At 62.8% G+C, this 24,756-nt stretch carries 21 protein-coding genes and 1 pseudogene; 9 read left to right on the top strand and 13 right to left on the bottom strand.

Annotated features, from left to right (window positions below):
• Nucleotides 1-225: 225 nt before the first annotated feature.
• The 7 genes from HX875_RS30280 (at nucleotide 226) to HX875_RS30250 (ending at nucleotide 7,759) form a co-directional block, all read left to right on the top strand.
• Nucleotides 226-582 carry a hypothetical protein gene (locus HX875_RS30280; protein ID WP_177048407.1) on the top strand — a complete coding sequence of 119 codons (357 nt, stop codon included), beginning with the start codon at nucleotides 226-228 and terminating at the stop codon, nucleotides 580-582.
• Between the two features lie 331 nt (nucleotides 583-913).
• Nucleotides 914-1,873, top strand: a complete 960-nt coding sequence (locus tag HX875_RS30275; protein ID WP_003218556.1) for an AAA family ATPase — start codon at nucleotides 914-916, stop codon at nucleotides 1,871-1,873.
• A 5-nt stretch (nucleotides 1,874-1,878) separates the two neighbouring features.
• Complete coding sequence (locus HX875_RS30270) at nucleotides 1,879-2,811, top strand: DUF58 domain-containing protein (protein ID WP_003218540.1); 933 nt, start codon at nucleotides 1,879-1,881, stop codon at nucleotides 2,809-2,811.
• Nucleotides 2,808-3,302: a DUF4381 domain-containing protein gene (locus HX875_RS30265; protein WP_177048405.1), complete on the top strand. Its 495-nt coding sequence runs from the start codon at nucleotides 2,808-2,810 to the stop codon at nucleotides 3,300-3,302. The genes HX875_RS30270 and HX875_RS30265 overlap by 4 nt, the downstream gene beginning before the upstream one ends.
• Entirely contained in the window at nucleotides 3,295-4,383 is a 1,089-nt protein-coding gene (locus HX875_RS30260) for a vWA domain-containing protein (RefSeq protein ID WP_177048404.1), read from the top strand. The genes HX875_RS30265 and HX875_RS30260 overlap by 8 nt, the downstream gene beginning before the upstream one ends.
• The gene (locus HX875_RS30255; RefSeq protein ID WP_177048402.1) at nucleotides 4,380-6,122 is read left to right on the top strand and encodes a tetratricopeptide repeat protein; all 1,743 of its coding nucleotides are present in this window, start codon (nucleotides 4,380-4,382) and stop codon (nucleotides 6,120-6,122) included. The genes HX875_RS30260 and HX875_RS30255 overlap by 4 nt, the downstream gene beginning before the upstream one ends.
• The gene (locus HX875_RS30250; protein WP_177048400.1) at nucleotides 6,119-7,759 is read left to right on the top strand and encodes a BatD family protein; all 1,641 of its coding nucleotides are present in this window, start codon (nucleotides 6,119-6,121) and stop codon (nucleotides 7,757-7,759) included. The genes HX875_RS30255 and HX875_RS30250 overlap by 4 nt, the downstream gene beginning before the upstream one ends.
• 174 nt (nucleotides 7,760-7,933) lie before the next feature.
• Here the strand turns inward: HX875_RS30250 and HX875_RS30245 are convergent, their stop codons facing one another.
• Genes HX875_RS30245 through HX875_RS30220 form a run of 6 tightly spaced genes read right to left on the bottom strand, consistent with a single transcriptional unit; the run spans nucleotide 7,934 to nucleotide 13,860 of the window.
• Complete coding sequence (locus HX875_RS30245) at nucleotides 7,934-9,676, bottom strand: ABC transporter substrate-binding protein (RefSeq protein WP_003218534.1); 1,743 nt, start codon at nucleotides 9,674-9,676, stop codon at nucleotides 7,934-7,936.
• A gap of 35 nt (nucleotides 9,677-9,711) precedes the next feature.
• A complete protein-coding gene (locus HX875_RS30240; protein ID WP_010173082.1) occupies nucleotides 9,712-9,984 on the bottom strand; it encodes a DUF2160 domain-containing protein in 273 nt (90 codons plus the stop codon).
• 10 nt (nucleotides 9,985-9,994) lie between these two features.
• Entirely contained in the window at nucleotides 9,995-10,795 is an 801-nt protein-coding gene (locus HX875_RS30235) for a carbohydrate ABC transporter permease (protein WP_008433050.1), read from the bottom strand.
• 10 nt (nucleotides 10,796-10,805) lie between these two features.
• Nucleotides 10,806-11,672 carry a carbohydrate ABC transporter permease gene (locus tag HX875_RS30230; RefSeq protein ID WP_177048399.1) on the bottom strand — a complete coding sequence of 289 codons (867 nt, stop codon included), beginning with the start codon at nucleotides 11,670-11,672 and terminating at the stop codon, nucleotides 10,806-10,808.
• Nucleotides 11,669-12,766, bottom strand: coding sequence for an ABC transporter ATP-binding protein (locus HX875_RS30225; protein WP_177048397.1), 1,098 nt, complete (start codon nucleotides 12,764-12,766; stop codon nucleotides 11,669-11,671). Before HX875_RS30225 ends, HX875_RS30230 begins: the two co-directional genes overlap by 4 nt.
• Nucleotides 12,766-13,860, bottom strand: a complete 1,095-nt coding sequence (locus tag HX875_RS30220; RefSeq protein WP_177048395.1) for an ABC transporter ATP-binding protein — start codon at nucleotides 13,858-13,860, stop codon at nucleotides 12,766-12,768. Before HX875_RS30220 ends, HX875_RS30225 begins: the two co-directional genes overlap by 1 nt.
• A 339-nt stretch (nucleotides 13,861-14,199) precedes the next feature.
• Here HX875_RS30220 and HX875_RS30215 point away from each other — a divergent pair, with 339 nt between their 5' ends.
• Nucleotides 14,200-16,044: a sigma-54-dependent Fis family transcriptional regulator gene (locus tag HX875_RS30215; protein WP_177048393.1), complete on the top strand. Its 1,845-nt coding sequence runs from the start codon at nucleotides 14,200-14,202 to the stop codon at nucleotides 16,042-16,044.
• A 122-nt stretch (nucleotides 16,045-16,166) separates the two neighbouring features.
• Here the strand turns inward: HX875_RS30215 and HX875_RS30210 are convergent, their stop codons facing one another.
• The 7 genes from HX875_RS30210 to HX875_RS30180 form a co-directional block, all read right to left on the bottom strand.
• On the bottom strand, nucleotides 16,167-17,699 hold the full coding sequence (locus HX875_RS30210; protein ID WP_177048389.1) for a sodium:solute symporter family protein: 1,533 nt from the start codon (nucleotides 17,697-17,699) through the stop codon (nucleotides 16,167-16,169).
• Entirely contained in the window at nucleotides 17,696-17,950 is a 255-nt protein-coding gene (locus HX875_RS30205; protein WP_088427136.1) for a hypothetical protein, read from the bottom strand. The genes HX875_RS30210 and HX875_RS30205 overlap by 4 nt, the downstream gene beginning before the upstream one ends.
• 132 nt (nucleotides 17,951-18,082) lie before the next feature.
• A complete protein-coding gene (locus HX875_RS30200; RefSeq protein ID WP_177048387.1) occupies nucleotides 18,083-19,018 on the bottom strand; it encodes a choline kinase family protein in 936 nt (311 codons plus the stop codon).
• Nucleotides 19,015-19,971: an aminoglycoside phosphotransferase family protein gene (locus HX875_RS30195; RefSeq protein ID WP_177048385.1), complete on the bottom strand. Its 957-nt coding sequence runs from the start codon at nucleotides 19,969-19,971 to the stop codon at nucleotides 19,015-19,017. The genes HX875_RS30200 and HX875_RS30195 overlap by 4 nt, the downstream gene beginning before the upstream one ends.
• An 8-nt stretch (nucleotides 19,972-19,979) precedes the next feature.
• A complete protein-coding gene (locus HX875_RS30190; protein ID WP_177048383.1) occupies nucleotides 19,980-21,260 on the bottom strand; it encodes a M20 family metallo-hydrolase in 1,281 nt (426 codons plus the stop codon).
• Nucleotides 21,238-21,996: a DeoR/GlpR family DNA-binding transcription regulator gene (locus tag HX875_RS30185; protein WP_177048381.1), complete on the bottom strand. Its 759-nt coding sequence runs from the start codon at nucleotides 21,994-21,996 to the stop codon at nucleotides 21,238-21,240. Before HX875_RS30185 ends, HX875_RS30190 begins: the two co-directional genes overlap by 23 nt.
• 212 nt (nucleotides 21,997-22,208) lie before the next feature.
• A complete protein-coding gene (locus HX875_RS30180; RefSeq protein WP_177048379.1) occupies nucleotides 22,209-23,639 on the bottom strand; it encodes an amidase in 1,431 nt (476 codons plus the stop codon).
• 338 nt (nucleotides 23,640-23,977) lie between these two features.
• Between HX875_RS30180 and HX875_RS30175 the strand changes: the two are divergent.
• Nucleotides 23,978-24,756 (top strand): annotated as a pseudogene (locus tag HX875_RS30175) (type IV secretion protein Rhs); the annotation flags it as partial.

The raw sequence follows: 24,756 nt of genomic DNA, 5'->3' as shown, positions 1-24,756 counted from the left end.
GCGTGCTGCTTGCGACGCTGCGACATATTCGGTCATCGGCACGCTGCTGGCGGGTTGCGACTTGGGCAACCGGGTGTTTTCAGAGAAATCCCGAGGCGCCGAGTACCGGAAATGACTGATATTGCCCGCCAGGTCATGCCACAAGGTCTGACACACGATGCAGCACAAAATTCGCCGCAATGGCACAATTGCCCTGCTGCGCCCTCCCCCAAGACAGGATTGACCATGCCACTGCAACTGACCACCGCCCACCTGATCGTCAACCCGTGCGATGACGAGGAAGACAACATGGCCATGCTCTGCTGCCACGGCGACAAGGGCGAGATGTTCATGGTCACCCGTTATCCGGATGAGGATGAGGTGGAAATCACCTGGGATTACGAGCCGTCGACCCTGGACGGGCTGAAGATCACCCTCGGTGCCACGACATTGCTCGTGGAGATTGGCGCGGCGGACGCCGACGCACTGGGCGGCAACGATCATCTGGAAATCACCCACGGCACGGCGGAGTCGGATTTGGCCGAAGTGGAAGAAACCCTGCAGAACATTCTCAAAGGCACCGGCACCTATATCCGGGCCTGACTGCCAAAACCGCTCAATGTGGCGAGGGAGCTTGCTCCCGCTGGGCTGCGCAGCAGCCCCAATAAGGCCGCCGCATTTTTCCAGGCAGATCCCGGTTCGCTGTTTTGGGGCCGCTTCGCAGCCCAACGGGAGCAAGCTCCCTCGCCACATAGCAAGCTCCCTCACCACACAGGCCGGAGTCAGCCTGTAAAAACCTCGGACATTTCCCACAATTCCCAAAAAATACCCCCTGTGCCGTTAGTCGCCACCCCCTCTGATGCATTAAAGTAAGCCCCCCAGGCCCTGGCGTTTTTGACAACGCCCGGGCTCACCTCTCCAGGAACCGTCATCGATGGAACATCGTGAAGCGCTGCTTGCGCTGCGAACCTTTCTTTCAACGCAGATTCTCGGCCAGGAAAAACTCATCGAGCGCTTGCTCATTGCCCTGCTCGCCGATGGCCACATGCTGGTTGAAGGCGCTCCCGGCTTGGCCAAGACCAAGGCCATCAAGGAACTTGCCGAAGGGATCGAAGCACAGTTCCATCGCATCCAGTTCACCCCCGACCTGCTGCCCGCCGACATCACCGGCACCGAGATTTATCGCCCGGAAACCGGCAGCTTCGTGTTCCAGCAAGGCCCGATTTTCCACAACCTGGTGCTGGCGGACGAAATCAACCGCGCCCCGGCCAAGGTGCAGTCTGCCTTGCTCGAAGCCATGGCCGAGCGTCAGGTCAGTGTCGGACGCAGTACCTATGAGCTGTCGCCGTTGTTCCTGGTGATGGCCACGCAAAACCCGATCGAGCAGGAAGGCACCTACCCGTTGCCTGAAGCCCAGCTCGACCGCTTCCTGATGCACGTGAAAATCGGTTTCCCCGACGCCGCCGTCGAGCGCCGCATCCTGCAGCAGGCCCGTGGCGAAGCCCTCAACGGTGAAACCAAGCCCGAACGCCGGGTCAGCCAGCAGGCGATCTTCGCCGCCCGCAAGGAAATCCTTGGCCTGTATATGGCCGACGCGGTGGAGGAATACCTGGTGCAACTGGTGATGGCCACCCGCACCCCGGCCAAGTTCGACCCGGAAATGGCCGAGTGGATTGCCTACGGCGCCAGCCCCCGTGGCTCGATTGCCCTGGACCGCTGCGCCCGGGCGCACGCCTGGCTGGCCGGTCGCGATTTCGTCAGCCCGGAAGACATCCAGGCGGTGCTGTTCGACGTGCTGCGCCACCGCATCATTCTGTCGTTCGAGGCTGAAGCGGCCGGTATCGACCAGGACCGCGTGGTGCAACGCATTCTCGACGTCGTTGCCGTCGCTTGACGCCCATGAACGCTGGCGATGGAACCCGTGTCACCCTGAGCGAATTGATCGAGATGCGCCATCGCGTGCGGGAAGTGCAGCTGTTTTCCACGCCGAGCCAGCGCAGCCCGCTGATCGGCCTGCACCACTCGAAACTGCGCGGGCGCGGGGTCGACTTCGACCAGGTGCGGGTGTACCAGGCCGGCGACGATGTGCGCACCATCGACTGGCGCGTCACCGCACGCACCCAGGAACCCCATACCAAGCTGTTCCATGAAGAACGCGAACGGCCGATCTTCATCATGGTGGAGCAAAGCTGCCGGCTGTTTTTCGGCTCGGGGCAGATGTTCAAGTCGGTGCTGGCGGCCCAGGCGGCGAGCCTGATCGGCTGGGCCGCGCTCGGCCATAACGACCGGGTTGGCGGCCTGGTGTTCGGCGACAGCGAGCACTACGAAATCAAACCCCGTCGCAGCAAGCAGAGCCTGCTGCAACTGCTCAACCGCCTGGTGCGGGTCAACCAGAGCCTCAACACCGAACGTCGCCCCGAAGCCGACGCCCTCGGCATGGCCTTGCGCCGGGCCCGGGAAGTACTGCGCCCGGGCAGCCTGGTGATTGTGATCTGCGACGAACGCGCCCTGACCGAAGGCGCCGAGCAACAGCTGAGCCTGTTGTCGCGCCACTGCGACCTGCTGCTGTTGCCGGTCTCCGACCCGCTGGACCACGCCCTGCCCGCCGCCGGGCTGCTGCGTTTCGCCGAACGCGGTGCTCAACTGGAACTGGACACCCTGAACTTTGATCTGCGCCAGGCCTACAAGGCCCAGGCCGAAGCCCGCAGCGCGCGCTGGGAATTGCTCGCGCAAAAGCTGCGGGTGCTGTTGATGCCCTTGAGCACCCAGGGTGAAATGGTCGAGCAACTGCGCGAATACCTGAACCCGCAACGCCCGGTTAAAAAGCAATGAGCGGCCTCGACCAACTGCAACCCTTGATCGCCCCACCGGTGATCGGCTTTTGGCCGCCGGCGCCGGGCTGGTGGCTGTTGCTGCTGATCATCCCGCTGGCGGGCTGGGGCCTGTGGTGGCTGCGCCGCTTCCTGCCGGCCAAGCGCCCGCTGGCGCGCGCCGAGCAACCCCTGGACCCGCTGCGCATCGCTGCCCTCGCCGAGCTGGCGCTGATGCCCAAACCCTACGACGGCGCGCCCGCCGGTGCCTGGCTGCAACAACTCAACGGTCTGCTCAAACGCCTGTGCCGCAACGACTACCCCTACAGCCAGAGCCACACCCTCAACGGCCGCAAGTGGCTGGCGTTCCTCGACAACCGTTGCCCCGCCGCCGGCCTGACCCGCTGGATGGTGCTGGTAGAAGGCGCCTACAAGCCCGAATGCAAACTCGACGACAAGGCCATCGCCGGCCTGACCCAGGCCGTCGACACCTGGATTCGCAAACATGTTTGAGTTCGCCTGGCCGTGGATCTTTGCCCTGTTGCCCTTGCCGTGGTTGCTGCGGCTCATCTTGCCGGTGGCCGACAGCGGCGAGCCGGCGCTGAAAGTCAGCTTCCTCAGCGACCTCGAAGGCCTGGCCCGACGCCGTGCGCGGGTCAACCTGCCGGGCTGGCGCCAGCAAGCGCCGTTCGTATTCCTGTGGCTATTGCTGTTGACCGCATCCGCCCGCCCGGAATGGCTCGGCGAACCGCTGCCGATTGCCGCCAGTGGCCGCGATTTGCTGGTGGCGGTGGACGTCTCCGGCTCGATGGACTTCCCCGATATGCAGTGGCAGGAAGAAGACGTCAGCCGCCTGAGCCTGGTCAAGCACCTGCTGGGGGATTTCCTCGAAGGCCGCGAAGGCGACCGTGTAGGATTGATCCTGTTCGGCAGCCAGGCTTATCTGCAAGCGCCGCTGACCTTCGACCGGCGCACCGTGCGTACCTGGCTCGATGAAGCAAAAATCGGCATTGCCGGCAAAAACACCGCGATCGGCGACGCCATCGGCCTGGCCCTCAAGCGCCTACGCCAGCGTCCGGCCCAAAGCCGGGTGCTGATCCTGGTCACCGACGGCGCCAACAATGCCGGCGAAATCGACCCGCTGACCGCCGCCCGCCTGGCCGCCGAGGAAGGCGTGAAAATCTACCCGATCGGCATCGGCGCCGACCCGGAACAAACCGGCTCCCTGGGCATCCTCGGCGTCAACCCGAGCCTGGACCTCGACGAGCCGGCCCTCAAGGCCATCGCCGAGGCCACCGGGGGCCGCTACTTCCGCGCCCGCGACGGTAACGAACTGCTGAAGATCAAGGAAACCCTCGACCAGCTCGAACCCGTGGCCCAGCAACCAACCCAGGCCCGCCCCGCCCAGGCGCTGTACAGCGCGCCGCTGGCGTTGGCGCTGATCCTCAGCATGCTGCTGGTGATCCAGGAGCGCTGGCCGGATAACGCCCTGCAACGCCTGTTCAACAAACTCTCGAGCAAGGGCCGTTTCCTGCAACCCAATACTGAATGGCGCGAACGCCTCAAACGCCTGCGTTTGCGGAGGCGTCGATGATCGCCCTGTGGCCCCACTGGTTCCGCCCCTGGTGGCTATTGCTGCTGCCGCTGCTCGGCTGGTTGCTGTGGCAGTTGTGGCACCGCCAGAAACGCGCCGGGCGCTGGCAGATGATCCTGCCACCAGCCTTCCATGCCGCGCTGCTCAGCGGCGGCAGTGGCCGGGAAAGCAAATCGCCGTGGGTGGTGCTTGGGATTGCCTGGCTGCTGGCCGTGCTGGCGTTGCTTGGTCCGAGCTGGGAGCGCGTCGAACAGTCCAGCCAGAAACCCGCCGACCCGCTGGTGGTGCTGCTGGAACTGACCCCGGAAATGCTCGCCACCGACAGCCCGCCCAACCGCCTCGAACAGGCGCGGCGCAAGCTGTTCGACCTGCTCCAGGCCCGCAGCGATGCGCAGACCGCCATCGTGGTCTACGCCGGCAGCGCCCACACCCTGGTGCCGCTTTCGGACGACCTGGCCACCAGCCATAACCTGCTGGAAGCCCTGCGCCCCTCGATCATGCCCGAGCCCGGCCACCGCGCCGACCTGGCCGTGGAAAAAGCCCTGAGCCTGCTCAAGCATGGCGGCCTGGGCCAGGGTCGACTGCTGCTGATTGGCTCGTCGCTGTCCAAGCAGGAACGCCAGGGCATTCGCCTGCAGTTGCAAGGTAGCCAGGCACCGAGCCTGTCGATCCTCGGTATCGGCAGCCGCGAAGGCACGCCGGTGACCCAGGAGAGCGGTGAATTCCTCAAGGACGCCCAAGGCGCAATCCTCGTGCCGCGCCTCGACAGCCCGACCCTCAAGGCCTTCGCCAGCGAGATGGGCGGCCGCTACCGCCAGGCGCGCCTGGACGACAAGGACCTGCGCAGCCTGGGCCTGCTGGACGGCCCGCAAAGCCTGCGCAATGACGGCCAACTGCTGCACCTCGACACCTGGGCCGACCAGGGTTATTGGCTGCTCCTGCCACTGCTGCTGCTCGCCGCCTGCGCCGGGCGCCGCGGCTGGCTGTTCTGCCTGCCGTTACTGCTGTTGGGCGCGCCGCAGCCCAGCTACGCCTTCGACTTCCAGGACCTGTGGCTGCGCCCGGACCAACAGGGCCAATTGCTGCTCAAGCAAAAACGCCCGGCCGAGGCCGCCGAACATTTCGAAGACCCGCAATGGCAAGGCGTCGCACTGTACGAAGCAGGCAACTACGCCGAAGCCGGCAAGCGTTTTGCCGAAGGCAGCGACGCCTATTCCCACTACAATCGAGGCAATGCCCTGGCCAAAAGCGGCGAGCTGGAAGCGGCGATCGACGCCTACGAACAAGCCCTCGAAGCCCAGCCAGACTTGCAGCCAGCGTTGAAGAACAAAGCCCTGGTGGAAAGTCTGATGCAGCAGGAACCGGAAAAAACCGAGCCGGCCAAACCTGCGAAAAACGAGGATGACGAAACCACGCAACCCGGCCAGACTGCGCAACCGGGCGCCAGCAGCCAGACCGCCACCGGTGGCGAGCAGACGTCCCAAGGCCAGGGCCAGCCCGGCGCCACCGACACCCAAACCGGCGCCACGCCCCACGCCGGCAGCAACGAGGTACCCGGCAGCGAGTTGGGGGACGAGCAAACCACCACACCGCCCCTGCGCCCCGCCGACGGGACGCTGGAAGGCGAACAGCGCCAGGCCCTGGAACAATGGCTGCGGCAGATCCCGGACAACCCCGGTGAGCTGCTGCGACGCAAATTCTGGTACGAACAGCAACAACATCAGGACAAGACTCGATGAACCGCTGCACCGCCCTTCTTCTCACCCTCGCGTTGTGGGCCAGCCAGGCCCAGGCTGCCGGCCTGGTGGCCAGTGTCGACCGCAGCCGCATCAATTCCGGGGAGACAGTGGAGCTGACGGTGGAGTCCAACGACGTCACGCTGTTCGGCAAACCGGACCTGGCGCCCCTCGACCCGCTGTTTGAAGTCAGCGGCACCCGCCAGATCAACCAGCTCACCACCCTGGGGGGCGACAACCACGCCACCACCCGCTGGATCATCACCCTGCTGCCCAAGGAAAACGGCACCGTGGTGATTCCGCCGTTGCAGATCGGCGAACTCAAGACCCAGCCGATCACCCTGCAAGTGGTGGAAACCGTCAGCCAGAACACCGAGGCCCAACTGGCCCCGGTATTTATCGAAACCAGCCTCGACCAGGACAGCGTCTACGTCCAGGCCCAGGCGCTGCTGACCCTGCGCGTCTACCACTCGGTGTCGCTGTATGACGACAGCAGCCTCACGCCGTTGCAGGTCGCCGATACCCGCATCGAGCAACTGGGTGAGTCGCGCACCTACGAGAAAGTCATCAACGGCATTCGCCATGGCGTGATCGAAACCCGCTATGCGATCTACCCGCAGCACAGTGGCACGCTGACGATCCCGACGCAGACATTCAGCGCCACCCTGGTGGAGCCACGGCCCGCCCAGGACAACAACCCCCAAGGCTCCAAGCCCGGCAAGCTGATCCACGTCAGCTCGCCGGAGTTGTCGCTGACCGTCAAGGCCAAGCCGGCTGCCTACCCGGCGGACGCACCCTGGCTGCCGGCACGCAGCCTGACCCTCACTGAAAGCTGGAACCCCGAGCCGGACCATGTACAGGTCGGCGACTCCCTGACCCGCAGCCTGACCCTGAAAGCCGAAGGCCTGGCCGGCGCGCAACTGCCGCCACTGGCCCTGAGCGACATTCCCGGCCTGCGCCGCTACCCGGACCAGCCGGTGCTGAGCAACCAGAACAACGACCGCGGCCTGATCGGCAGCCGCGAAGACCGCGAAGCCCTGGTGCCCAACCGCGTCGGAGCACTGGAGCTGCCGGCGGTGGAAGTGGTGTGGTGGAACACCCACGAAGACCACCTGGAACGCACCAGCCTGCCGGCGCGCACCCTGCAAGTGGCGACCAACCCGAGCCTGGTGGTGGACACACCGGCCAGCCCGACCGTGATCACCGCACCGGACAACGACAGCCTGTGGATCTGGCAACTGACCAGCCTGATCCTGGCCTGCACCACCCTGCTGGGCTTCGGCTTGTGGTGGCGTGCGCGCTGGCAGCCGGCGATCCTGCGTGCCGCCCAGACCGGCCCGAGCCCGCGTACGTTGCTGGACGACCTCAAGCGCGCGAGCCAGGCCAACGACCCGCAAGCCACGCGCCAGGCACTGGATGCCTGGGCACGGCAACAGCCGGAGACCCTGGCCGACATGGCCGCACGGTTTGTGCCGCTGTCGGATGCATTGGACGGGTTGAATGGCGCGCTCTACAGCGAGACGGGGCAGTATTGGCAGGGTGAGGAATTGTGGCGGGCGGTGAAGGCGATTCCGATGGCGGAGCGCGAGCAGGACCCTGCGGGCGACAGCACCAGCTTGCCGCCGCTGTATCCCAAGTAGCCCCTCTTTTACCAACACCAGAAACCCAATGTGGGAACCGGGCTTATGTGAGAGCTGGCTTGCCTGCGATGGCATCACCGCGGTCTGGCTGACAGACCGAGGTGCCTGCATCGCGGGCAAGCCCGGCTCCCACAAAAGCCTGGCTCCCACATTTTTTGATCTGCTGCGTTTGGGTTATTTGCGCGCCGCCTCCCACGACTTGAGCAACTCGTTATAGCTGACCGTCTCACCCTGCGGCTTCTCATTGGCCAGCTTCGGCTTCGGTGCACCCGGCTGGTCAAACCAGTACTGCGCATCCCGCTCCTCGTTCATCTTCGGCCCGCAAATCGGCTGCACCTTGGAGCGTTCCAGGCGCGTCATGATCGCGTCCTGGTCTTTGGCCAAGCCATCCAGTGCCTGCTGCGGCGTCTTCTCCCCGCTGGCCGCTTCCGAAATATGGCTCCACCACAATTGCGCCAAGCGTGGATAGTCCGGCACGTTGGTACCGGTCGGGGTCCATTCCACCCGGGCCGGGCTGCGGTAGAACTCCACCAGGCCACCGAGCTTCGGCGCCAGGTCGGTCATGGCCTGGGAGTTGATGTCCGACTCACGAATCGGCGTCAGGCCCACGATGGTTTTCTTCAGCGACACGGTTTTCGAGGTCACGAACTGCGCGTACAGCCAGGCCGCGAGTTTCTGCTTCTCGGGCGTCGACTTGAGGAAGGTCCAGGAGCCCACGTCCTGATAACCCTTCTTCATGCCCTTTTCCCAATACGGCCCGACCGGCGATGGGGCCATGCGCCATTTCGGCGTGCCGTCGGCGTTCACCACCGGCAGGCCCGGCTTGGTCATGTCGGCGGTAAACGCGGTGTACCAGAAGATCTGCTGGGCGATGTTGCCCTGGGACGGCACCGGCCCGGATTCGGAGAAGGTCATGCCCGCCGCTTCCGGTGGCGCGTAGGCTTTCATCCAGTCCACGTATTTCTGCGTGGCATACACCGCCGCCGGGCCGTTGGTGTCGCCACCACGGGTCACGCTGGAGCCCACCGGGTGGCAGTCCTCCACGCGAATGCCCCACTCGTCCACCGGCAAGCCGTTGGGCAGGCCCTTGTCGCCGCCACCGGCCATGGAGAACCAGGCATCGGTGAAACGCCAGCCCAGGGACGGGTCTTTCTTGCCGTAGTCCATGTGCCCATAGACGCGCTTGCCGTCGATTTCCTTGACGTCTTCGCTGAAGAATTTGGCGATGTCTTCATAGGCTGACCAGTTCACCGGCACGCCCAGTTCATAGCCGTACTTTTCCTTGAACTTGGCCTTCAGGTCCGCCCGTTCAAACCAGTCGGCGCGGAACCAGTACAGGTTGGCAAACTGCTGGTCGGGCAACTGGTAGATCTTGCCGTCCGGCGCGGTGGTGAACGAAATACCGATGAAGTCCTTGATGTCCAGGGTCGGCGAAGTGAAGTTCTTGCCTTCGTTGGCCATCAGGTCGGTGATGGATTCTGTCTTGCCATAGCGAAAGTGCGTACCGATCAAGTCGGAATCGTTGACCCAGCCGTCATAGATATTCTTGTCGGACTGCATCTGGGTTTGCAGCTTCTCCACCACGTCGCCTTCCTGCAGCAGGTCGTGGGTCAGCTTGATCCCGGTGATTTCGCTGAAGGCCTTGGCCAGTACCTTGGACTCGTACTCGTGGGTGGTGAGGGTTTCCGACACCACGTTGATCTTCATCCCGCGAAACGGCTCCGCGGCCTTGATAAACCACTTCAGCTCTTCGAGCTGCTGGGCTTCGGTAAGGGTCGACGGCTTGAACTCACTGCCGATCCATTTTTTCGCAGCGTCTTCATAGGCATCGGCCCAGGCCGCAGCACTGAGCCCGCTGAGCGCCAGCACGGCCGCCAATGAAATGCTATGTCGCAGCTTATTGTTTTTATCGAACATAGAGACCTCCTGGTTTTGGGGTTCAAACGGGGCAACTAGCCCCAGCGCATCACAGACAACAGCCACACCAGAGACAGCGCGGACGCCACCCAGATGCTCCAGCCGGTTACGCCGATCACCAACAAATGCAGGTAGGCGCTGCCGAGAAGACCGATAAACAAGCGATCACCACGGGTGGTGCTGATCGGTAACAAGCCGCGCCGGGGGATACTCGGCGAGCGCAATTCCCAGGTTGTCATGCCCACCAGCAGCAGGCCGATCGCGGCGAAGAACAGTGCAGTCGGGGTGGTCCAGGCCATCCATTCCATCATCGACTCCTCAGACCCGGCCCAGGGCAAAGCCCTTGGCCACGTGGTTGCGAACAAACCAGATCACCAGCATGCCCGGCAGGATGGTCAGCACCCCCGCCGCCGCCAGCACGCCCCAGTCGATACCGGAGGCCGACACCGTGCGGGTCATCACCGCCGCAATCGGCTTGGCGTTCACCGACGTCAACGTGCGCGCCAACAGGAGTTCGACCCAGGAAAACATGAAGCAGAAAAACGCCGTGACGCCGATGCCCGAGCCAATCAGCGGGATGAAAATCTTCACGAAAAACTTGGGGAAGCTGTACCCGTCGATGTAGGCGGTTTCGTCGATTTCCTTGGGCACACCGGACATGAAGCCTTCGAGGATCCACACCGCCAGCGGCACGTTGAACAGGCAATGGGCCAGGGCCACCGCGATATGCGTGTCGAACAGGCCGATGGAGGAATACAGCTGGAAAAACGGCAGCAAAAACACCGCCGGCGGCGCCATGCGGTTGGTCAACAGCCAGAAGAACAGATGCTTGTCGCCGAGGAAGCGGTAGCGCGAGAACGCATAGGCGGCGGGCAGCGCCACACTCAGGGAAATCACGGTGTTGAGGCTGACGTAATACAGCGAGTTGAGGTAACCGGTGTACCAGCTCGGGTCGGTGAAAATCACCTTGTAGTTGGCGAAGGTAAAGTCCTGGGGAAACAGGGTCAGGCCGCCCAGGATTTCGGTGTTGCTCTTGAAGGACATGTTCAACAGCCAGTAGATCGGCACCAGCAGGAACAGGATGTAGACCAACAGCGGGATAACCTTGCGCTTGCTCATGTTGGCGGCCTCAGCGGTTGGCGTCGGAGTGGGTCATGGCGGTGTAGAACAGCCAGGACACCAACAGGATGATCAGGAAATACACCAGGGAAAACGCCGCCGCTGGGCCCAGGTCGAATTGGCCTACGGCCATCTGGGTCAGCGTCTGGCTGAGGAAGGTGGTGGCATTCCCCGGCCCGCCGCCGGTCAGTACAAAGGGTTCGGTGTAGATCATGAAGCTGTCCATGAAGCGCAACATCACCGCGATCAGCAGCACGCTCTTCAGCTTCGGCAGCTGGATATGCCGGAATACCGCCCAGCTGGAAGCCCGATCAATCCGCGCCGCCTGGTAGTACACATCCGGGATCGCCCGCAGCCCCGAGAAACACAGCAGCGCCACCAGGGACGTCCAGTGCCACACGTCCATCACCAGCACCGTGACCCAGGCGTCCATGGTGTTGGCCGCGTAGTTGTAGCTGATGCCCATCGCATTGAGGGATGAACCCAGCAGGCCGATGTCGGCACGGCCGAAGATCTGCCAGATGGTGCCGACGACGTTCCATGGGATCAGCAGCGGAATCGCCATCACGATCAACACCAGCGAGGACCAGCGGCCCTTGGTGGGCATGGTCAGGGCGATGGCAATCCCCAAGGGAATCTCGATCAGCAGCACACACGCCGAATAGATGAACTGGCGCAACAGCGAGTCATGCAGGCGCGGGTCCAGCAGCACCTGTTTGTACCAGTCGGCGCCGACAAAGTAGCGGCTGGACTGGTCGAAGATGTCCTGCACCGAATAGTTGACCACGGTCATCATCGGGATCACCGCACTGAAGGCCACCAGCAGAAATACCGGCAACACCAGCCACCAGGCCTTGTTGTTCTGCACCTTGTTCATGGCTGCACCTCCAGCAGGTAGTCGTCGGCATACACCATCAGCCATTGCCCCGGGAAGCTGATGGACGCCTGGCCCTCGGGCACCGGTTTGTCTTCTGCCAGGCGTACTTTCAGCGGGGCGCCGTCGAGGTTGAGGGTCATGATCTTGTAGGTGCCGAGGTCTTCCACATGAGTGACCTGTGCCTGTAGCGCGTCAGGATTGTGCTCATCCCACACATGGATAAATTCCGGGCGGATGCCGACCTGCAGCTTCTTGTAAGGCGTTTCGCCAATGCGTTGCTGCAACGCCTCGGGCAGCGCCAGATGCGTGCCGGCAAAGCGCACACCGCCCGCCTCCGCCTGCACCTCAATCAGATTCATCCCCGGGCTGCCGATGAAATAGCCGACAAAGGTATGGCTCGGCCGCTCGAACAGCTCCCGGGGCGTACCGAACTGCACGATCTGCCCGCCATACATCACCGCGATCTTGTCGGCGAAGGTCGAGGCCTCCAGTTGATCGTGGGTGACGTAGACCATGGTGATGTTGAACTGCTCGTGGATCTGCTTGAGCTTGCGCCGCAGCTTCCACTTCAGGTGCGGGTCGATCACCGTCAGCGGTTCGTCGAACAGGATCGCCGACACGTCGTCACGCACCAGCCCGCGGCCCATGGAGACTTTCTGTTTCTCATCGGCGGTGAGGTTGCGGGCTTTTTTGTCCAGCAGGTTTTGCAGGTCGAGCACCTCGGCAATTTCCTGCACCTTGCTGTGAATCTTCGCCTCGGCCATGCCCTGGTTTCGCAGGGGAAAAGCCAGGTTGTCGAACACGGTCATGGTGTCGTACACCACCGGGAACTGGAACACCTGGGCGATGTTGCGCTTTTCCGGGGTCAGCTCGTTGACCACCTTGGCGTCGAACAACACCTGGCCTTCGGATGGGCTGAGCAGGCCGGAAATAATGTTGAGCAAGGTCGACTTGCCGCACCCCGAAGGCCCGAGCAAGGCATAGGCGCCGCCCTGCTCCCAGACGTGGTTCATTTCGCGGATCGCGTAGTCCTCGGGGCCGGCCGGCTTTGCGCTGTAGCTGTGGGCCAGGTTCTGCAAATGGATCTCTGCCATCAGGCAACCCTCGCGACACGGCGGCCCGGGGCCTGGACCAGACGCCCCTGGCCATCGAACACAAACAGTTTGTGGGTGGGGATATAGACGCGGATCGGCGCGTCGACGTCGTACTCGTGCACGCCGGGTAAATGCAGCACCAGCAGGAAATGCTCGCTGCGCACATGCAGGAAGGTTTCCGAGCCGCTGATCTCGGCGACTTCCACCGTCACTGCCAGCTCCAGGTCATCGTCGTTGCTCGGCACCAGGCTGATATGGCTGGGGCGCACGCCAAAGCGGAACTCGCCTTCGCCGATGGGCCGCAGGTCGACGTTCAGCGGGAAGTGCACAAAGTTGGCAAAGCTCACCTCATTGCCGCTGATGCGTCCGGGCATCAGGTTGATCGGCGGTTCGGAAAACAGCTCGGCCGCCAGCACGGTTTGCGGCTGGTGATAGACCTCGGCGGCCTTGCCGCTCTGGATCACCCGGCCCTCGTGGAGAATGGTGGTGGTGCCGCCCAGTGCCAGGGCTTCATTGGGTTCGGTGGTGGCGTAGATGGCGATGGTATGGCGGGCCTTGAACAGCTCGCGCATTTCCTGGCGCAGTTCTTCCCGCAGTTTGTAGTCCAGGTTTACCAAGGGTTCGTCGAACAGGATCAGCTCGGCGTCCTTGACCAGCGCCCGGGCCATGGCGGTGCGCTGCTGCTGGCCGCCGGAAAGCTCCAGCGGGTGGCGCTGGAGGAATTTCTCGATGCGCAGCATTTTCGCGGTTTCGAGGACCTTGCTCTGGATCTGCTCGGCCGACACACCGGCCTGGCGCAGCGGCGAGGCGATGTTCTCGAACACGGTCATGGTGGGGTAATTGATGAACTGCTGATAGACCATCGACACGTTGCGCAGGCGTACCGGCTTATGGGTGACGTCGACGCCGTTCATCAGGATGCGCCCGCTGTCGGGCTTGTCCAGGCCGGCCATCAGGCGCATCAGGCTGGTCTTGCCAGACAGCGTACGGCCCAGCAGTACATTGAAGGAACCGGCTTCGAAACGCAGGTTGGCGTCGTCGATCCAGGTCTGGCCTTCGACGACGCGAGTGACGTGCTCCAGGGTCAATGACATGACACGACCTTTTTATTATTGGAATGGTTCTGGCTGGGAGCACAGAGCGAGTTCCGTGCCAAAAACCCAAAATCCAGGCCGGTCAACGGGTTAGGCAAAACGGCCGTTCACCTCTGAACAGAAATGAACAGGCCGGCCTGAACAACTGAACACGTGGCGGGTTGACAATGAACAGTTCTGAACAACACTTTGTGTCGGAGCGAGCTTGCTCGCGAAGAACTTCAGGACGCCGCGTTCATTCTGGATGGGCGCGTTATCGTTGACGTTCTTCGCGAGCAAGCTCGCTCCTACATAGGTAGAGATAGAACCCAGAACAACAATAAAACAAGGGTCACCGCCATGAGCACACCGCTGGCGCACGATGCCATCATCCAGGACTCCTGGCGCCGCTGCCGGGCCTATGGCCTGGATCACCAGAGCACCCCGAGCTTCGACCAACTGCCCGCAGACGGTGTCAGCCAGTTGCTGGAGAGCCAGCATTCCCTCGTGCAAACCACCCACCAGGAAGTACTGCCCTACTACGAAAACATCCTCAGCAACTCCAACTGCCTGATCATGCTCGCCGACAACCAGGGCCAGGTGCTGACCTCGTGGGGTACCCAGCGCTTTATCGAACCCAAGCTGGCCCGTGGCTTCAGCGCCGGCGCCAGCTGGATGGAGCGTTCCAGCGGCACCAACGCCATCGGCACGGCCCTGGCCTGTGCCCAGGCGGTGCATATCGAACACGACGAACACTTCCTCAAGGCCAACCGTTTCATGACCGGCTCGGCGGCGCCGATCTTCGATGCCCAGCGGGAAATCATCGCAGTGCTGGATGTGTCCAGCGACAGCTACCTGCCGCCCTCCCACACCCTCGGCATGGTCAAGATGATGAGCCAGACCGTGGAGAACCGGCTGATCCTCAACCTGTTTCGCGGTGAGCATTTCCAGCTGACGTTCAACACCGGGTTGAACAACCTTGATAGCCAGTGGGCCGGGTTGCTGATCTTCGATGAAAGCGGCCAGGTGCTGTCAGCCAACCGCCGTGCGGACAATCTGCTGGGCATCAGCCTGTCGCGGGTGCTGATCGATAGCCTGTTCAAGGTCTCGCTGCTGGAACTGCTCAACCAGCCCGAAGGCCTGCCCTTTTCACTGCAAGCCGCCGGGCGCAACCGTTTCCAATGCCTGTTGAAACGCCCGAAACAGGCACCGGTGCAGGCTCGCGTATTTGTGGAAAGCAAGAAACCCAGCGCACCCGCCTCCACAGCCATCAGTCTCAAGACCCTGCACTTTGGCGACGCCCGGGTGGAAAAGGCCGTACGCCAGGCCGAACGCTTGCTGGAAAAGGACATCCCGCTGCTGATCCACGGCGAAACCGGGGTGGGCAAGGAAGTGTTCGTCAAAGCCCTGCACCAGGCCAGCTCCCGCAGCCAACAGGCGTTTATCGCGGTCAACTGCGCAGCGATCCCCGCCGAACTGGTGGAGTCTGAACTGTTCGGCTACGAAAAAGGTGCGTTCACCGGCGCGAACCAGAAAGGCAGCATCGGGCTGATCCGCAAGGCGGACAAAGGCACGCTGTTTCTCGACGAGATCGGTGATATGCCGCTGCCGACCCAGGCCCGGCTGCTGCGAGTGTTGCAGGAACGCTGCGTACAGCCCGTCGGCAGCAGCGAGTTGTTCCCGGTGGACTTGCGGATCATCTCCGCCACCAACCGCTCGCTGCGAGAACAGGTGCAGCTCGGGCGTTTTCGTGAAGACCTGTATTACCGCATCGGCGGCCTGACCCTGGAATTGCCGCCGCTACGGGAGCGCACGGATAAACAGGCGTTGTTCAAGCAGTTGTGGCAACAGCATCGGGAGCCGACGCAGTGGGCCGGGTTGAGTAACGAGGTGCTGGCGCTGTTTGAGCAGCATCCGTGGCCGGGGAATCTGCGCCAGGTGAGCAGTGTGTTGCAGGTCGCGTTGGCGATGGCGGAAGAGCAGCCGATCCGGGCGGAGCATTTGCCGGATGATTTTTTTGTGGATTTGAATGGGGTGGTGCCGGAGCCAGCCGGTGAACGGCTGGATGACAGCATGGACCTGGCCCAGCGGCTGAAGGCGGCGGGCGGTAATATCTCGCACTTGGCGAGGGAGCTGGGGGTTAGCCGTAATACGCTGTACAAGCGCCTTAAGCAAAACGGGGATTCTGGTCAGGGACACGGTTAAACCTGTGGGAGCTGGCTTGCCTGCGATGGCGGAGTGTCAGTCAACATCTCTGTCACTGATCCACCGCTATCGCAGGCAAGCCAGCTCCTACATTGGAACTGCGTCGGGTTTGAGATATGGGCTCAGTTCAGGATCGGCGTTGCCCCCATTGGCACTTTGCGACCCGGCGCCGCCATCTCGAACAGCTGCTCAACCCGGGCACTTTCTTGCGCGCTCGGCTTGATCGCCAATGCACACACCACAAAAATCCCCGCATTGACCACCAACCCGACAATCCCGCTGGTCAACGAGCCCAGCCCGGGAATGTCATCCGGGTACATCGTCGTCAGCACAATCGCCACCACAATCCCGGCCAGCATCCCGGCAATCGCGCCTTGCTTGTTGCCACGACGGCTGAAGATCCCGAAGAACAGCGGCACCGCCAACTGGATGATCCCCTGGTAGGAAATCTGCGCCAGCAACTGCAGCCGCGCATAGTCAAAGGTCAGGTACGCCAGCACCGAGGCGGCGACGATAAACACCACCATTCCGGACTTGGCCAGCAGCGTCAGTTGCCGGTCGGTACGGGGGGTGTTCCAGGTGGCCAGGTCATTGGCGAACTGCGTTCCGCAGACCTGCACGCAACCGTCCACGTGGCCGATGCTCGCCGCCAGCACGATGACGATCGCCAGTGCCAGCATCCACGGCCCGCCGATGTCGAACAGCGACAGGAACCAGCCTTGTTGCGGGTGCGCGATGACGTTCGGGTCCTGGCTGATGGCTGCGGCAAACAGCATCAGGATGCCGTAGAAACCACCCACCAACAGGATCGTATACAGCGTGCCTTTCTTCACCGCCTTGACCCCGCTGGCGGTGTAGATACGCTGGAAACTCATGGGCCAACACATCGAACCGATCACCCCGGTGAAGATCAGGCTGAACATGTACAACGGGCCATAACCGGTGCCGCTGGCGCCGGGAATCAGCAACATCTTGGCCGGCAGGTGCGACAGGTTGGAGAACGACGCCTGGTCGCCGAACAGCAGGAACACACACAGCGCCGCGCACAGCACGTAGGCAATCAGGCCCTGGAACATGTCGGTCATGATCAGCCCGCGCATGCCCATGCTCACGGTCCAGTACTGGCGCACCAGCACCACCACCACGCCGGCGATCAGGCAGGTGGTGACGCCCCAGCGGCCGAAACTGGCGAACTGGAACAGCATCGCCAAGGCCTGGATGCCCATCACCACCCACGGGAATACCGAGATGATGCCGATGATCGAGGCCACCCGCTTGACCACCGGGCTGTTGAAGCGCATGCCGAGCAGGTCTGGCTGGGTGCGCAGGTTGAAGCGCTGGCCCCAGGTCCAGGCGCGGCGCGCCATCAGGTACATCGCGGTGACGCCGAGGGTGGCGTAGACCATGCCGTAGAAGCCCAGGGCGCCGCCGATGGTCAGGGCGAAAAACGCGGTAAAGGTCGAGCCCGGCCACCAGGAGTTGGTGTAACACATGGCGATGTACCACGGCCCATAGGAACGCCCGCCTACGGCGTAATCGGAAAAGCTCGTGCTCTCGCGGTTGGTGGCGTAGAGCACGGCGATCATCCCGGCCAGGAACAGGCCGATCACGCCAAAGGTGATAAAGAGGTTGGCATCGCTGGTGGTGCTGATCATTGCGCATCCCCCTCTTCGGGTATTTCGCCGGCTTTCAGCTCGGCGACGTACAGCGCCCACAGGCCCAGGCCTGCAAGGACGGCAATGGCGATCCAGTAGAAGATCGGCAACGGAATGCCCAGTACCAACGCGGTACTGCCGCTCACGCTCAAATAGAACGGCGGGAATAAAGCGAGCATCAGCAACAGGAAAAAGTACACGCCGAAGATTTGGCTTTTCAGGCGTCCGGGTGGTGCGGTATCGGATTTCATGAGTCGGGTGCTCCTTGAATTTCTGGATCGGTTTGTTATGTGATCAAACAAAAAATCAAGCAGTGAAACGTCAGCGCAAACCAGCGCCAAAGGCGGAACCTGAGGTGTCGTCGTTATTGTTATGGCGCAGGCTCAAGCCTGTCTTAGCCAGGTTTCCCATTGCGAATCGTTGATGATGCTGCGGGCGCGCATGTGCTTCCAGGTGCCGTATTTGTAGAAGTCGAAATCCAGCTGCGACACCGCGTGCTGCACCATCGCCCAGGTCGACCATTTGATGTCCGCCAGGGCCTTGTGCAACTTGATGCGCGCCAGGTTCTGCGGGGTGACCTGGCCGAAGTAGTCTTCGATCAGGGCCAGCTCCATGTCGTCGGTAAAAAACATCTCGCCGAACCACAGCGCCAGTTCGTAATGCCGGTCGTTGTTGGAGGCGTATTCGAAGTCCACCAGGCGAATCTGCCGACGGTCGTTGAGCATGAAGTTACCCGCCAGGGTGTCGTTCATGCACGGCGCCAGGTCGATGCCGGAGGCTTGCAGCACGCCCCGCGCGCGATCGCATTGGCGGCGCAGCCAGGCGTCGTCGGCGGGTTTGCAGCCGTTGAGTTGCTCCACCTGGCGCTGGTGCTCGGCGATCATGTCGAACACGGTTTTGGTCTGCACCAGTGGCGGCTGGTCGTTGAAGGCCTTGAGGGCGTGCAGTGCGTTGTGGCGCACGTCGCGGTCGAGGAAGTCGTGGTTGGACGAGGCGCGCCAGCCTTCCATGAATTCGAAGACTTCCACGCCGAATTCCTCAAGGAAGGCAAACACCGGCGCGCCGTAGCCGGTTTGCGCCGCCTTGAGGCTGGCGTCGTGGGCGGTGCGGCGGTCGATAAACATCTCGGTGCCCACACCGGGCACCTTGAAGAAATACGCCGTATCGATGCCGGCCACTTCCACCCGCCAGTTGGTGTTGGAAATCCCGCCGCTGACCGGCTCATAGCGAATTCCGCTGCCGCCCCAACTGGCGACCCCGCGCACCGCCGCTTCCAGCTGACACTCTTGTGGCGTACACGCCTCACCTAACGCTTTCATGCCTGCCCCTCCTGTACCTGACGTAGCCAACTTTCAAACCGTGGGTCTTGCAGACTCTGGCGGCAGCGCAACAGCGTCCACTGCCCCACCTTGGAGAACTCCAGCGGCCGCACCGAGGTGGCGCCGACCCACAGGCCCCAGAGGGTCCAGTACCAATCGTTGATCAGGGCATAGAGGCGGCAACGGGCGTAGTCGCTTTCGCGGCATTGGCCGGCCCAGGCAGTGATGCCTTCACGCCAGTCGCTTTCGAAGACATACAGCTCGTTAAGGCTGATGGCCACGTCGTACCAGGGGTCACCGCAGCCGCCGTAGTCGAAGTCGATCAGTTGCAAGGCGCCCTCCGGGCCAATCATCACGTTGCTGGCCACGCCGTCGCCGTGCAGCGGCACCGACGCGCTGGCGTTCAGTTGCAGGGAAGTCCAGGCCAGGTCTATGCAGGTACTGATCCAGGCGTGGTCGAGGGGCAAGGCCACGCTGTAGCGCACGCACAACTCGCGCAGGTGCTGAATGTCTTGCAGCGGCGAGCGGTTGAAACCCGGGGAAGTGCCGGTGTGCAGTTGTTTCTTCAGGGCCCAGAGCGCCTGCAGGCGCTGGGGCTGCATCAATTCGTCGAGGCGGGCCCAGCGCCATTCACTGGCGGGCAACGCATCCAGCAGCAACACACCGGCGGCTGCATCCACCAGACGCACGCCCGGCGTCACGTCGCAATCGGCCGCCAGTTGTGTGGCGCGGGCGGTGCGTTCGATGTCGATCAGCGCGCGCATGTCGTCATGCAAGACCTTGGCGTAACACTGGCCCCACGGCGCGGTGACGGTATAACCGGCCCACTCGGTGGCCAGCCGTACCGGCGAGGCAATCCCGGCGGTGCCCTCTTCGACCACCACATGGGCGGACAAACCGGCCGCCTCCAGGGCGCCCAGCAGCCGTGACTTAGCTTGCAAACGACTCGACATGGCAGACCTCAGCGGTAGGCGTTGGGGGTGGAACAGGCGCGGTGCAGCAACGCAGTCAGCATGTGCAAACCGTTACGCATGTCCTGCTCGCTGGTGAACTCCGCTTCGTTATGGGACACGCCATTGCTGCTCGGAATAAACAGCAGGCACACCGGGTAATGCCGGCTCAGGCTGATGGCGTCGTGGCCTGAAACGGTGACGCTGTTGCCGATGGGCAAACCCAGTTGCTGGCCGACGCTGTAGGCCAACTCGGCAAAACCGTGGTGCAGATGAGTCGGCTCACGCAAGGCGCGGCTTTCGATGGTGTAGTCCGTCGCCGTGGCGGTGGCTGTGGCCTTGAGCGTGGCGTCCAGGCGCACGCCGGCGGCGGCCAGCAACTCGGTGTCTGGCGAACGGTACTCGACGTGCAGTGTCACGCTGGAGGGCACCACGTTCGGAGAGTTGGGGTAGATCTCCAGGCGCCCCACCGAGCTGTGCAGTTGCGTGCCGTGCAGGTCGGCCTCGGCCCGCACCGCGATGATCCCATGGGCGGCGGCCAGCAAGGCGTCCTTGCGCGCAGCCATGGGTGTGGGGCCGGTGTGGTTCTGTTCGCCGATAAACCGAATCCGTTGCTTGAGGGCGGCCCAAGTGTCGCGAACCACGCCGATGGCCAGGCCGTCGCGCTCAAGGCCGTCGCCTTGTTCAACGTGGATCTCCACATAACCGGCCACGTCCAGCTCGACCCGGCCCTCTCCCAAATAACCAATCTGTTGCAGCGCATGCTTGAGGCTGATGCCGTCGCCATCGCGGCACGCCCAGGCGTCTTGTAGGGCCAGGTCGCCGGTGAACACGCTGCTGCCGATCAGGCTGGGCTGGAAGCGTGCGCCCTCCTCGTTGGTCCAGTTCACCACCGCCAGGTTGCACGCCGGTACTTCGCCGCGTTCGCGCAATTGGCGGGCCAGGCTCGCCACCGCGACCGCGCCGGCCAGCACGCCATAGACACCATCGAAACGCCCGGCGCTGGGCTGGCTGTCCAGGTGTGAGCCACACAGCACGTAGGGCGCGTCTGGATTGAAGGTAATCAAGCCGAACATATTACCCACTGCATCCACCCGCACTTCAAAGCCACGCTCGGTCAGCCAGGCGGCGAACAGGTCGCGTACGGCGCCGTCCTCGGCCGACGCTGCCAGGCGGTGCAGCCCACCGGCCTTGGTCGCTCCGATAGCTGAAGAGTCGCGAAACAGCGCCTCGAAGGTTTCAAGGTCCTGTTCACTGGGCGCCAGTAACTCAGGGGTAAAGGATGTCGACATGGGCTTGCTCCAGGCGGGTCGCAAAATCGTCGGACGGCGCACGATTGGTGACCAGGGTCGTGATGGCGCTAAATGGCAGCGTATTGATGAACGTGCGGTGGCCGAACTTGGCGTCGTCGGCCAGGATTACGCTGCGCAGGCTGTGTTTGGTCAGTTCCCGGCGCAGCAGCGCCTCGGGTTCCTGGTAGTCCATGAACCCCAGTTCCAGGTCGACGGCGCCGATGCCCATGAAGGCAATGTCGTAGTGGAACTGTCGGACGAATTCCAGGGTGTGGGCGCCAATCAGCGCGTTGTCGTTACGGCGTACATCGCCGGGCACCACCAGCACCTGGTTGGCGCTTTGTTCGGTGATCAGGCGGGCGATGTCCAGGGAGTTGGTGATGATGCGCAACTGGCTGAACCCGATCAGTTGCTGGGCCAGGGCCAGGGTCGAGGTGCCGGTGTCGAGAAACAGCACCATGCCTTCGCTCACCAGCTTCGCCGCACACACCGCGATGCGCGTCTTGGCCTGGGGCTTGATGCGGCTGCGCACTTGCAGCGGTTGCTCTTCGTTGAGCCGCGGCAGGATCGCGCCACCGTGGATGCGCCGCAGCTTGCCGGCTTCTTCCAGGTACTTGAAGTCGCGGCGGATGGTTTCTTCGGAGACGAACAGCGTCTGCGCCAGGTCCGACGCCTTGACGCGCTGGTGTTGGGTGAGCAGGAGCATGATTTCGTCGAGACGTGGCTGGTTGAGCATAAAAGAGGTATTCCAGGGCAGGTTCAGGCGGCCGGTATTGCGCGGCCCACGGCGAGACGCGGCACACGCCGGTCCAGCAGGGAGCATAGAGCGTAATACGGCCATGGACAGGGTCACGGGTACCTCTCACTCATCGGGGTGTGAAAGGGCAGGACAACACAAAGCGTTTATCACGGGCGGGCTTCTATCGAGCCCACTCCGGGTGCAATCAATCAGGGATTCAGCAGCGGGGGAAGGTGCTGATCCCAGGGTGCGATAGCTTCCACGGCTGCGCAGAATTGCAGCACCTGGGCGTCGGCAAACCGCGGGCCGATCACCTGCAAGCCAATCGGCAAACCGCTCGGGCTGAAGCCACAGGGCAGGCTGGCGGCGGGGTTGCCGGTGATATTGAACGGGTAGGTAAACGGCGTCCAGCGCGCCCACGGCACTGCACCCTCCTCGCCTGGCCAACCTTGCGGGGCCACGCGATCGGCGGCGAACGGCAGGATCGGCATCGTCGGCATCAACAGCACGTCGTAGTCGTTAAACAAGGCGTGTACCTGATTGGCGAACAGTGCGCGTTGCTGCACGGCCTTGAGGTAAGCCGCCAGATCGTAGTCGGCGGAACGCTTGATCAGCGCGGCGAAGCCGGGGTCCAGTTGGTCGAGGCGATCGGCCAGGGATTTACCGTAGGCAATCCCGCGCCCGCCGACCCACAGGGTTTCGAAGGTGGAGAGCGGGTCTTGCCAGTCCAGGGTCAGGGTGGTGACAGTGACCGGCAGCTCATCTGCGAGGTAATGCACCGCCGCTTCGACGGTGGCGGCGATGACCGGGTCCACGGGTGTATCGAACAAGGTCGGGCAGTACGCCACGCGCAAAGGGCCCAGCGGCTGGTCGCAGCGCGCCAGGTAGGACTCGGTGGGCGCGGGCAAGGCCTGGTGGTCCAGCGGGTCGGGGCCGGAGAGGATATCGAAGAGCAACGCGCTGTCGCGCACGGTGCGCGTGATCGGCCCGGCGTGGCTGAGCATTTCGGTGGCGGACCAGGGCCAGGTAGGGATTCGCCCAAGGGAGCCTTTAAGGGCGAATGCACCGCAGAAGGCGCCCGGAATACGCACCGAACCGCCGCCGTCGGAGCCCAGCGTGGCCGGGACCATCCGCGCCGCCACGGCGATGGCCGAGCCGGAGCTGGAACCGCCGCTGGTGAGTTGCGGGTTCCACGGGTTGCGACCGTTGCCGAAGACGCGGGAGGTACTGGCGCCGGTCCAGCCGAATTCGGTGGTGGCGGTCTTGCCAAGGATGATCGCACCGGCGTCTTTGAGACGGCGGATGATCGGGGCGTCTTGTGTGGGGACGTTATCCAGCCCAGTGAGCGAGCCACGGGTGGTGCGCAGGTTGGCGGTGGAGAACAGGTCTTTGATGCCGAAGGGGATGCCGTGGAGCGGGCCTTTTATCTGCCCGGCCTCGGCGGCCGCCGTCATGGCATGGGCCTGCTCAAGTGCGGATTCGGTGTAGACGTCGCCAAACGCGTTCAGTGTGGGATTGTGGGTTTTGATGGATTCGAGGCTTTGCTCCACCAGTTGCACGGGAGTGAGTGAGCCTTGGCGAATGCGTTCGGCTGCCTGCAGGACGCTGGGCATATCGGTGAGTGAGGTATCAGTCTTCATTGAGCATCCTGGGACATCTGCGAAATGGTCCAGCGGGTACGTCAATAGACGCCAAGGGAATGGCGGCTGTCAAGTTGGATTTGTTGTGTATGTGGGTTTTGTGGGTTTTATTTTTGTCGGAGATTTGGCTTACGAAAATGGGCCGGTTTAGCCGGGAATTTGGCGAAACGTCCTATCAGTAGCAGTGGATAGCTCTGACTTCTTTCTCTCACAAACCTCTGCAAAGTCCCTCGCCTGATCACACAGCGCGAGGGAACGCCGATGTCTTTTTCGATTACTGCTCTGCCCAGTGGGGCTGCCTCTTGATTCCCGCCATTGGCTTTTTCGTCGTGGCGGCGATGGACCCGAAGACGCGCGACGTCAATGCGGTTCTCAATGACTTCAAACACTGCCTGAACACCTACGACGCATGGGCCGAGAGCTTCTGGAGTTTTTCGGCACTGGATGTCGAGCAAGTGTTCAAGGTGGGGGATGAGGTTTCACTGGTCGCGCCCATCACCCGCGCTCTGTATCCCAGCAGCACCGTCGCGACCTGCAAGGCCAACTCACCGTTGACCCTGGTGCACATGTTCCAGAGCACACGGTTCGTACCCATCGGCAACACGCCGGTGATGCTCCAGGAAATCGCGCAAGACGGCGGCCCGCTCGGCGACCCCCTCCATAAAACCATCGGCCCCAGCGGCATTCTCGAAGTCACCGAGTGCACCGTCGACCGGCAGTACCGGGTCAGCTTTTATCCCAACGTTTCCAAGGACCACGTCAAGGCGCTGTATGCCTCCTATCAGTCCGAGATCAGCTCGCTGGAAGGTCGCCTGCGTGGCGAGTGGACGAGCACGTTCAAGCCGATATGGGAGAGCTATTCCAAGGCCGGTTATGTCGATCGGTACACCTCGCTGCAAATGGCCTATGCGCAAGGGTTTGGCAACGTGCTTTACGGTCTCTGGGACGGTATTGCGCAACTGTACCAATGGTTGGCTGACATCAAGCCCAACAGCGAAAAGCTGCTGCAGTACCTCTCCCAGGCCGAGCTTGCGGCGCTGCTGAAGCTCAGTAACGAGGCGATTGCCAAAGGGTTGTTGATCCTCAGCGATGAGCCGCTGCTGTTTATCTACCTGTC

The organism is Pseudomonas yamanorum (assembly GCF_013386765.1).
Lineage (GTDB): Bacteria > Pseudomonadota > Gammaproteobacteria > Pseudomonadales > Pseudomonadaceae > Aquipseudomonas > Aquipseudomonas yamanorum_A.
This window is presented reverse-complemented; position numbering and strand designations above follow the sequence as displayed.

Bases quoted from the DNA above. Each gene is read 5' to 3' on its own strand.
- HX875_RS30280 (WP_177048407.1), top strand. From the start codon at position 226: ATGCCACTGCAACTGACCACCGCCCACCTGATCGTCAACCCGTGCGAT.
- HX875_RS30275 (WP_003218556.1), top strand. From the start codon at position 914: ATGGAACATCGTGAAGCGCTGCTTGCGCTGCGAACCTTTCTTTCAACG.
- HX875_RS30270 (WP_003218540.1), top strand. From the start codon at position 1,879: ATGAACGCTGGCGATGGAACCCGTGTCACCCTGAGCGAATTGATCGAG.
- HX875_RS30265 (WP_177048405.1), top strand. From the start codon at position 2,808: ATGAGCGGCCTCGACCAACTGCAACCCTTGATCGCCCCACCGGTGATC.
- HX875_RS30260 (WP_177048404.1), top strand. From the start codon at position 3,295: ATGTTTGAGTTCGCCTGGCCGTGGATCTTTGCCCTGTTGCCCTTGCCG.
- HX875_RS30255 (WP_177048402.1), top strand. From the start codon at position 4,380: ATGATCGCCCTGTGGCCCCACTGGTTCCGCCCCTGGTGGCTATTGCTG.
- HX875_RS30250 (WP_177048400.1), top strand. From the start codon at position 6,119: ATGAACCGCTGCACCGCCCTTCTTCTCACCCTCGCGTTGTGGGCCAGC.
- HX875_RS30245 (WP_003218534.1), bottom strand. From the start codon at position 9,676: ATGTTCGATAAAAACAATAAGCTGCGACATAGCATTTCATTGGCGGCC.
- HX875_RS30240 (WP_010173082.1), bottom strand. From the start codon at position 9,984: ATGGAATGGATGGCCTGGACCACCCCGACTGCACTGTTCTTCGCCGCG.
- HX875_RS30235 (WP_008433050.1), bottom strand. From the start codon at position 10,795: ATGAGCAAGCGCAAGGTTATCCCGCTGTTGGTCTACATCCTGTTCCTG.
- HX875_RS30230 (WP_177048399.1), bottom strand. From the start codon at position 11,672: ATGAACAAGGTGCAGAACAACAAGGCCTGGTGGCTGGTGTTGCCGGTA.
- HX875_RS30225 (WP_177048397.1), bottom strand. From the start codon at position 12,766: ATGGCAGAGATCCATTTGCAGAACCTGGCCCACAGCTACAGCGCAAAG.
- HX875_RS30220 (WP_177048395.1), bottom strand. From the start codon at position 13,860: ATGTCATTGACCCTGGAGCACGTCACTCGCGTCGTCGAAGGCCAGACC.
- HX875_RS30215 (WP_177048393.1), top strand. From the start codon at position 14,200: ATGAGCACACCGCTGGCGCACGATGCCATCATCCAGGACTCCTGGCGC.
- HX875_RS30210 (WP_177048389.1), bottom strand. From the start codon at position 17,699: ATGATCAGCACCACCAGCGATGCCAACCTCTTTATCACCTTTGGCGTG.
- HX875_RS30205 (WP_088427136.1), bottom strand. From the start codon at position 17,950: ATGAAATCCGATACCGCACCACCCGGACGCCTGAAAAGCCAAATCTTC.
- HX875_RS30200 (WP_177048387.1), bottom strand. From the start codon at position 19,018: ATGAAAGCGTTAGGTGAGGCGTGTACGCCACAAGAGTGTCAGCTGGAA.
- HX875_RS30195 (WP_177048385.1), bottom strand. From the start codon at position 19,971: ATGTCGAGTCGTTTGCAAGCTAAGTCACGGCTGCTGGGCGCCCTGGAG.
- HX875_RS30190 (WP_177048383.1), bottom strand. From the start codon at position 21,260: ATGTCGACATCCTTTACCCCTGAGTTACTGGCGCCCAGTGAACAGGAC.
- HX875_RS30185 (WP_177048381.1), bottom strand. From the start codon at position 21,996: ATGCTCAACCAGCCACGTCTCGACGAAATCATGCTCCTGCTCACCCAA.
- HX875_RS30180 (WP_177048379.1), bottom strand. From the start codon at position 23,639: ATGAAGACTGATACCTCACTCACCGATATGCCCAGCGTCCTGCAGGCA.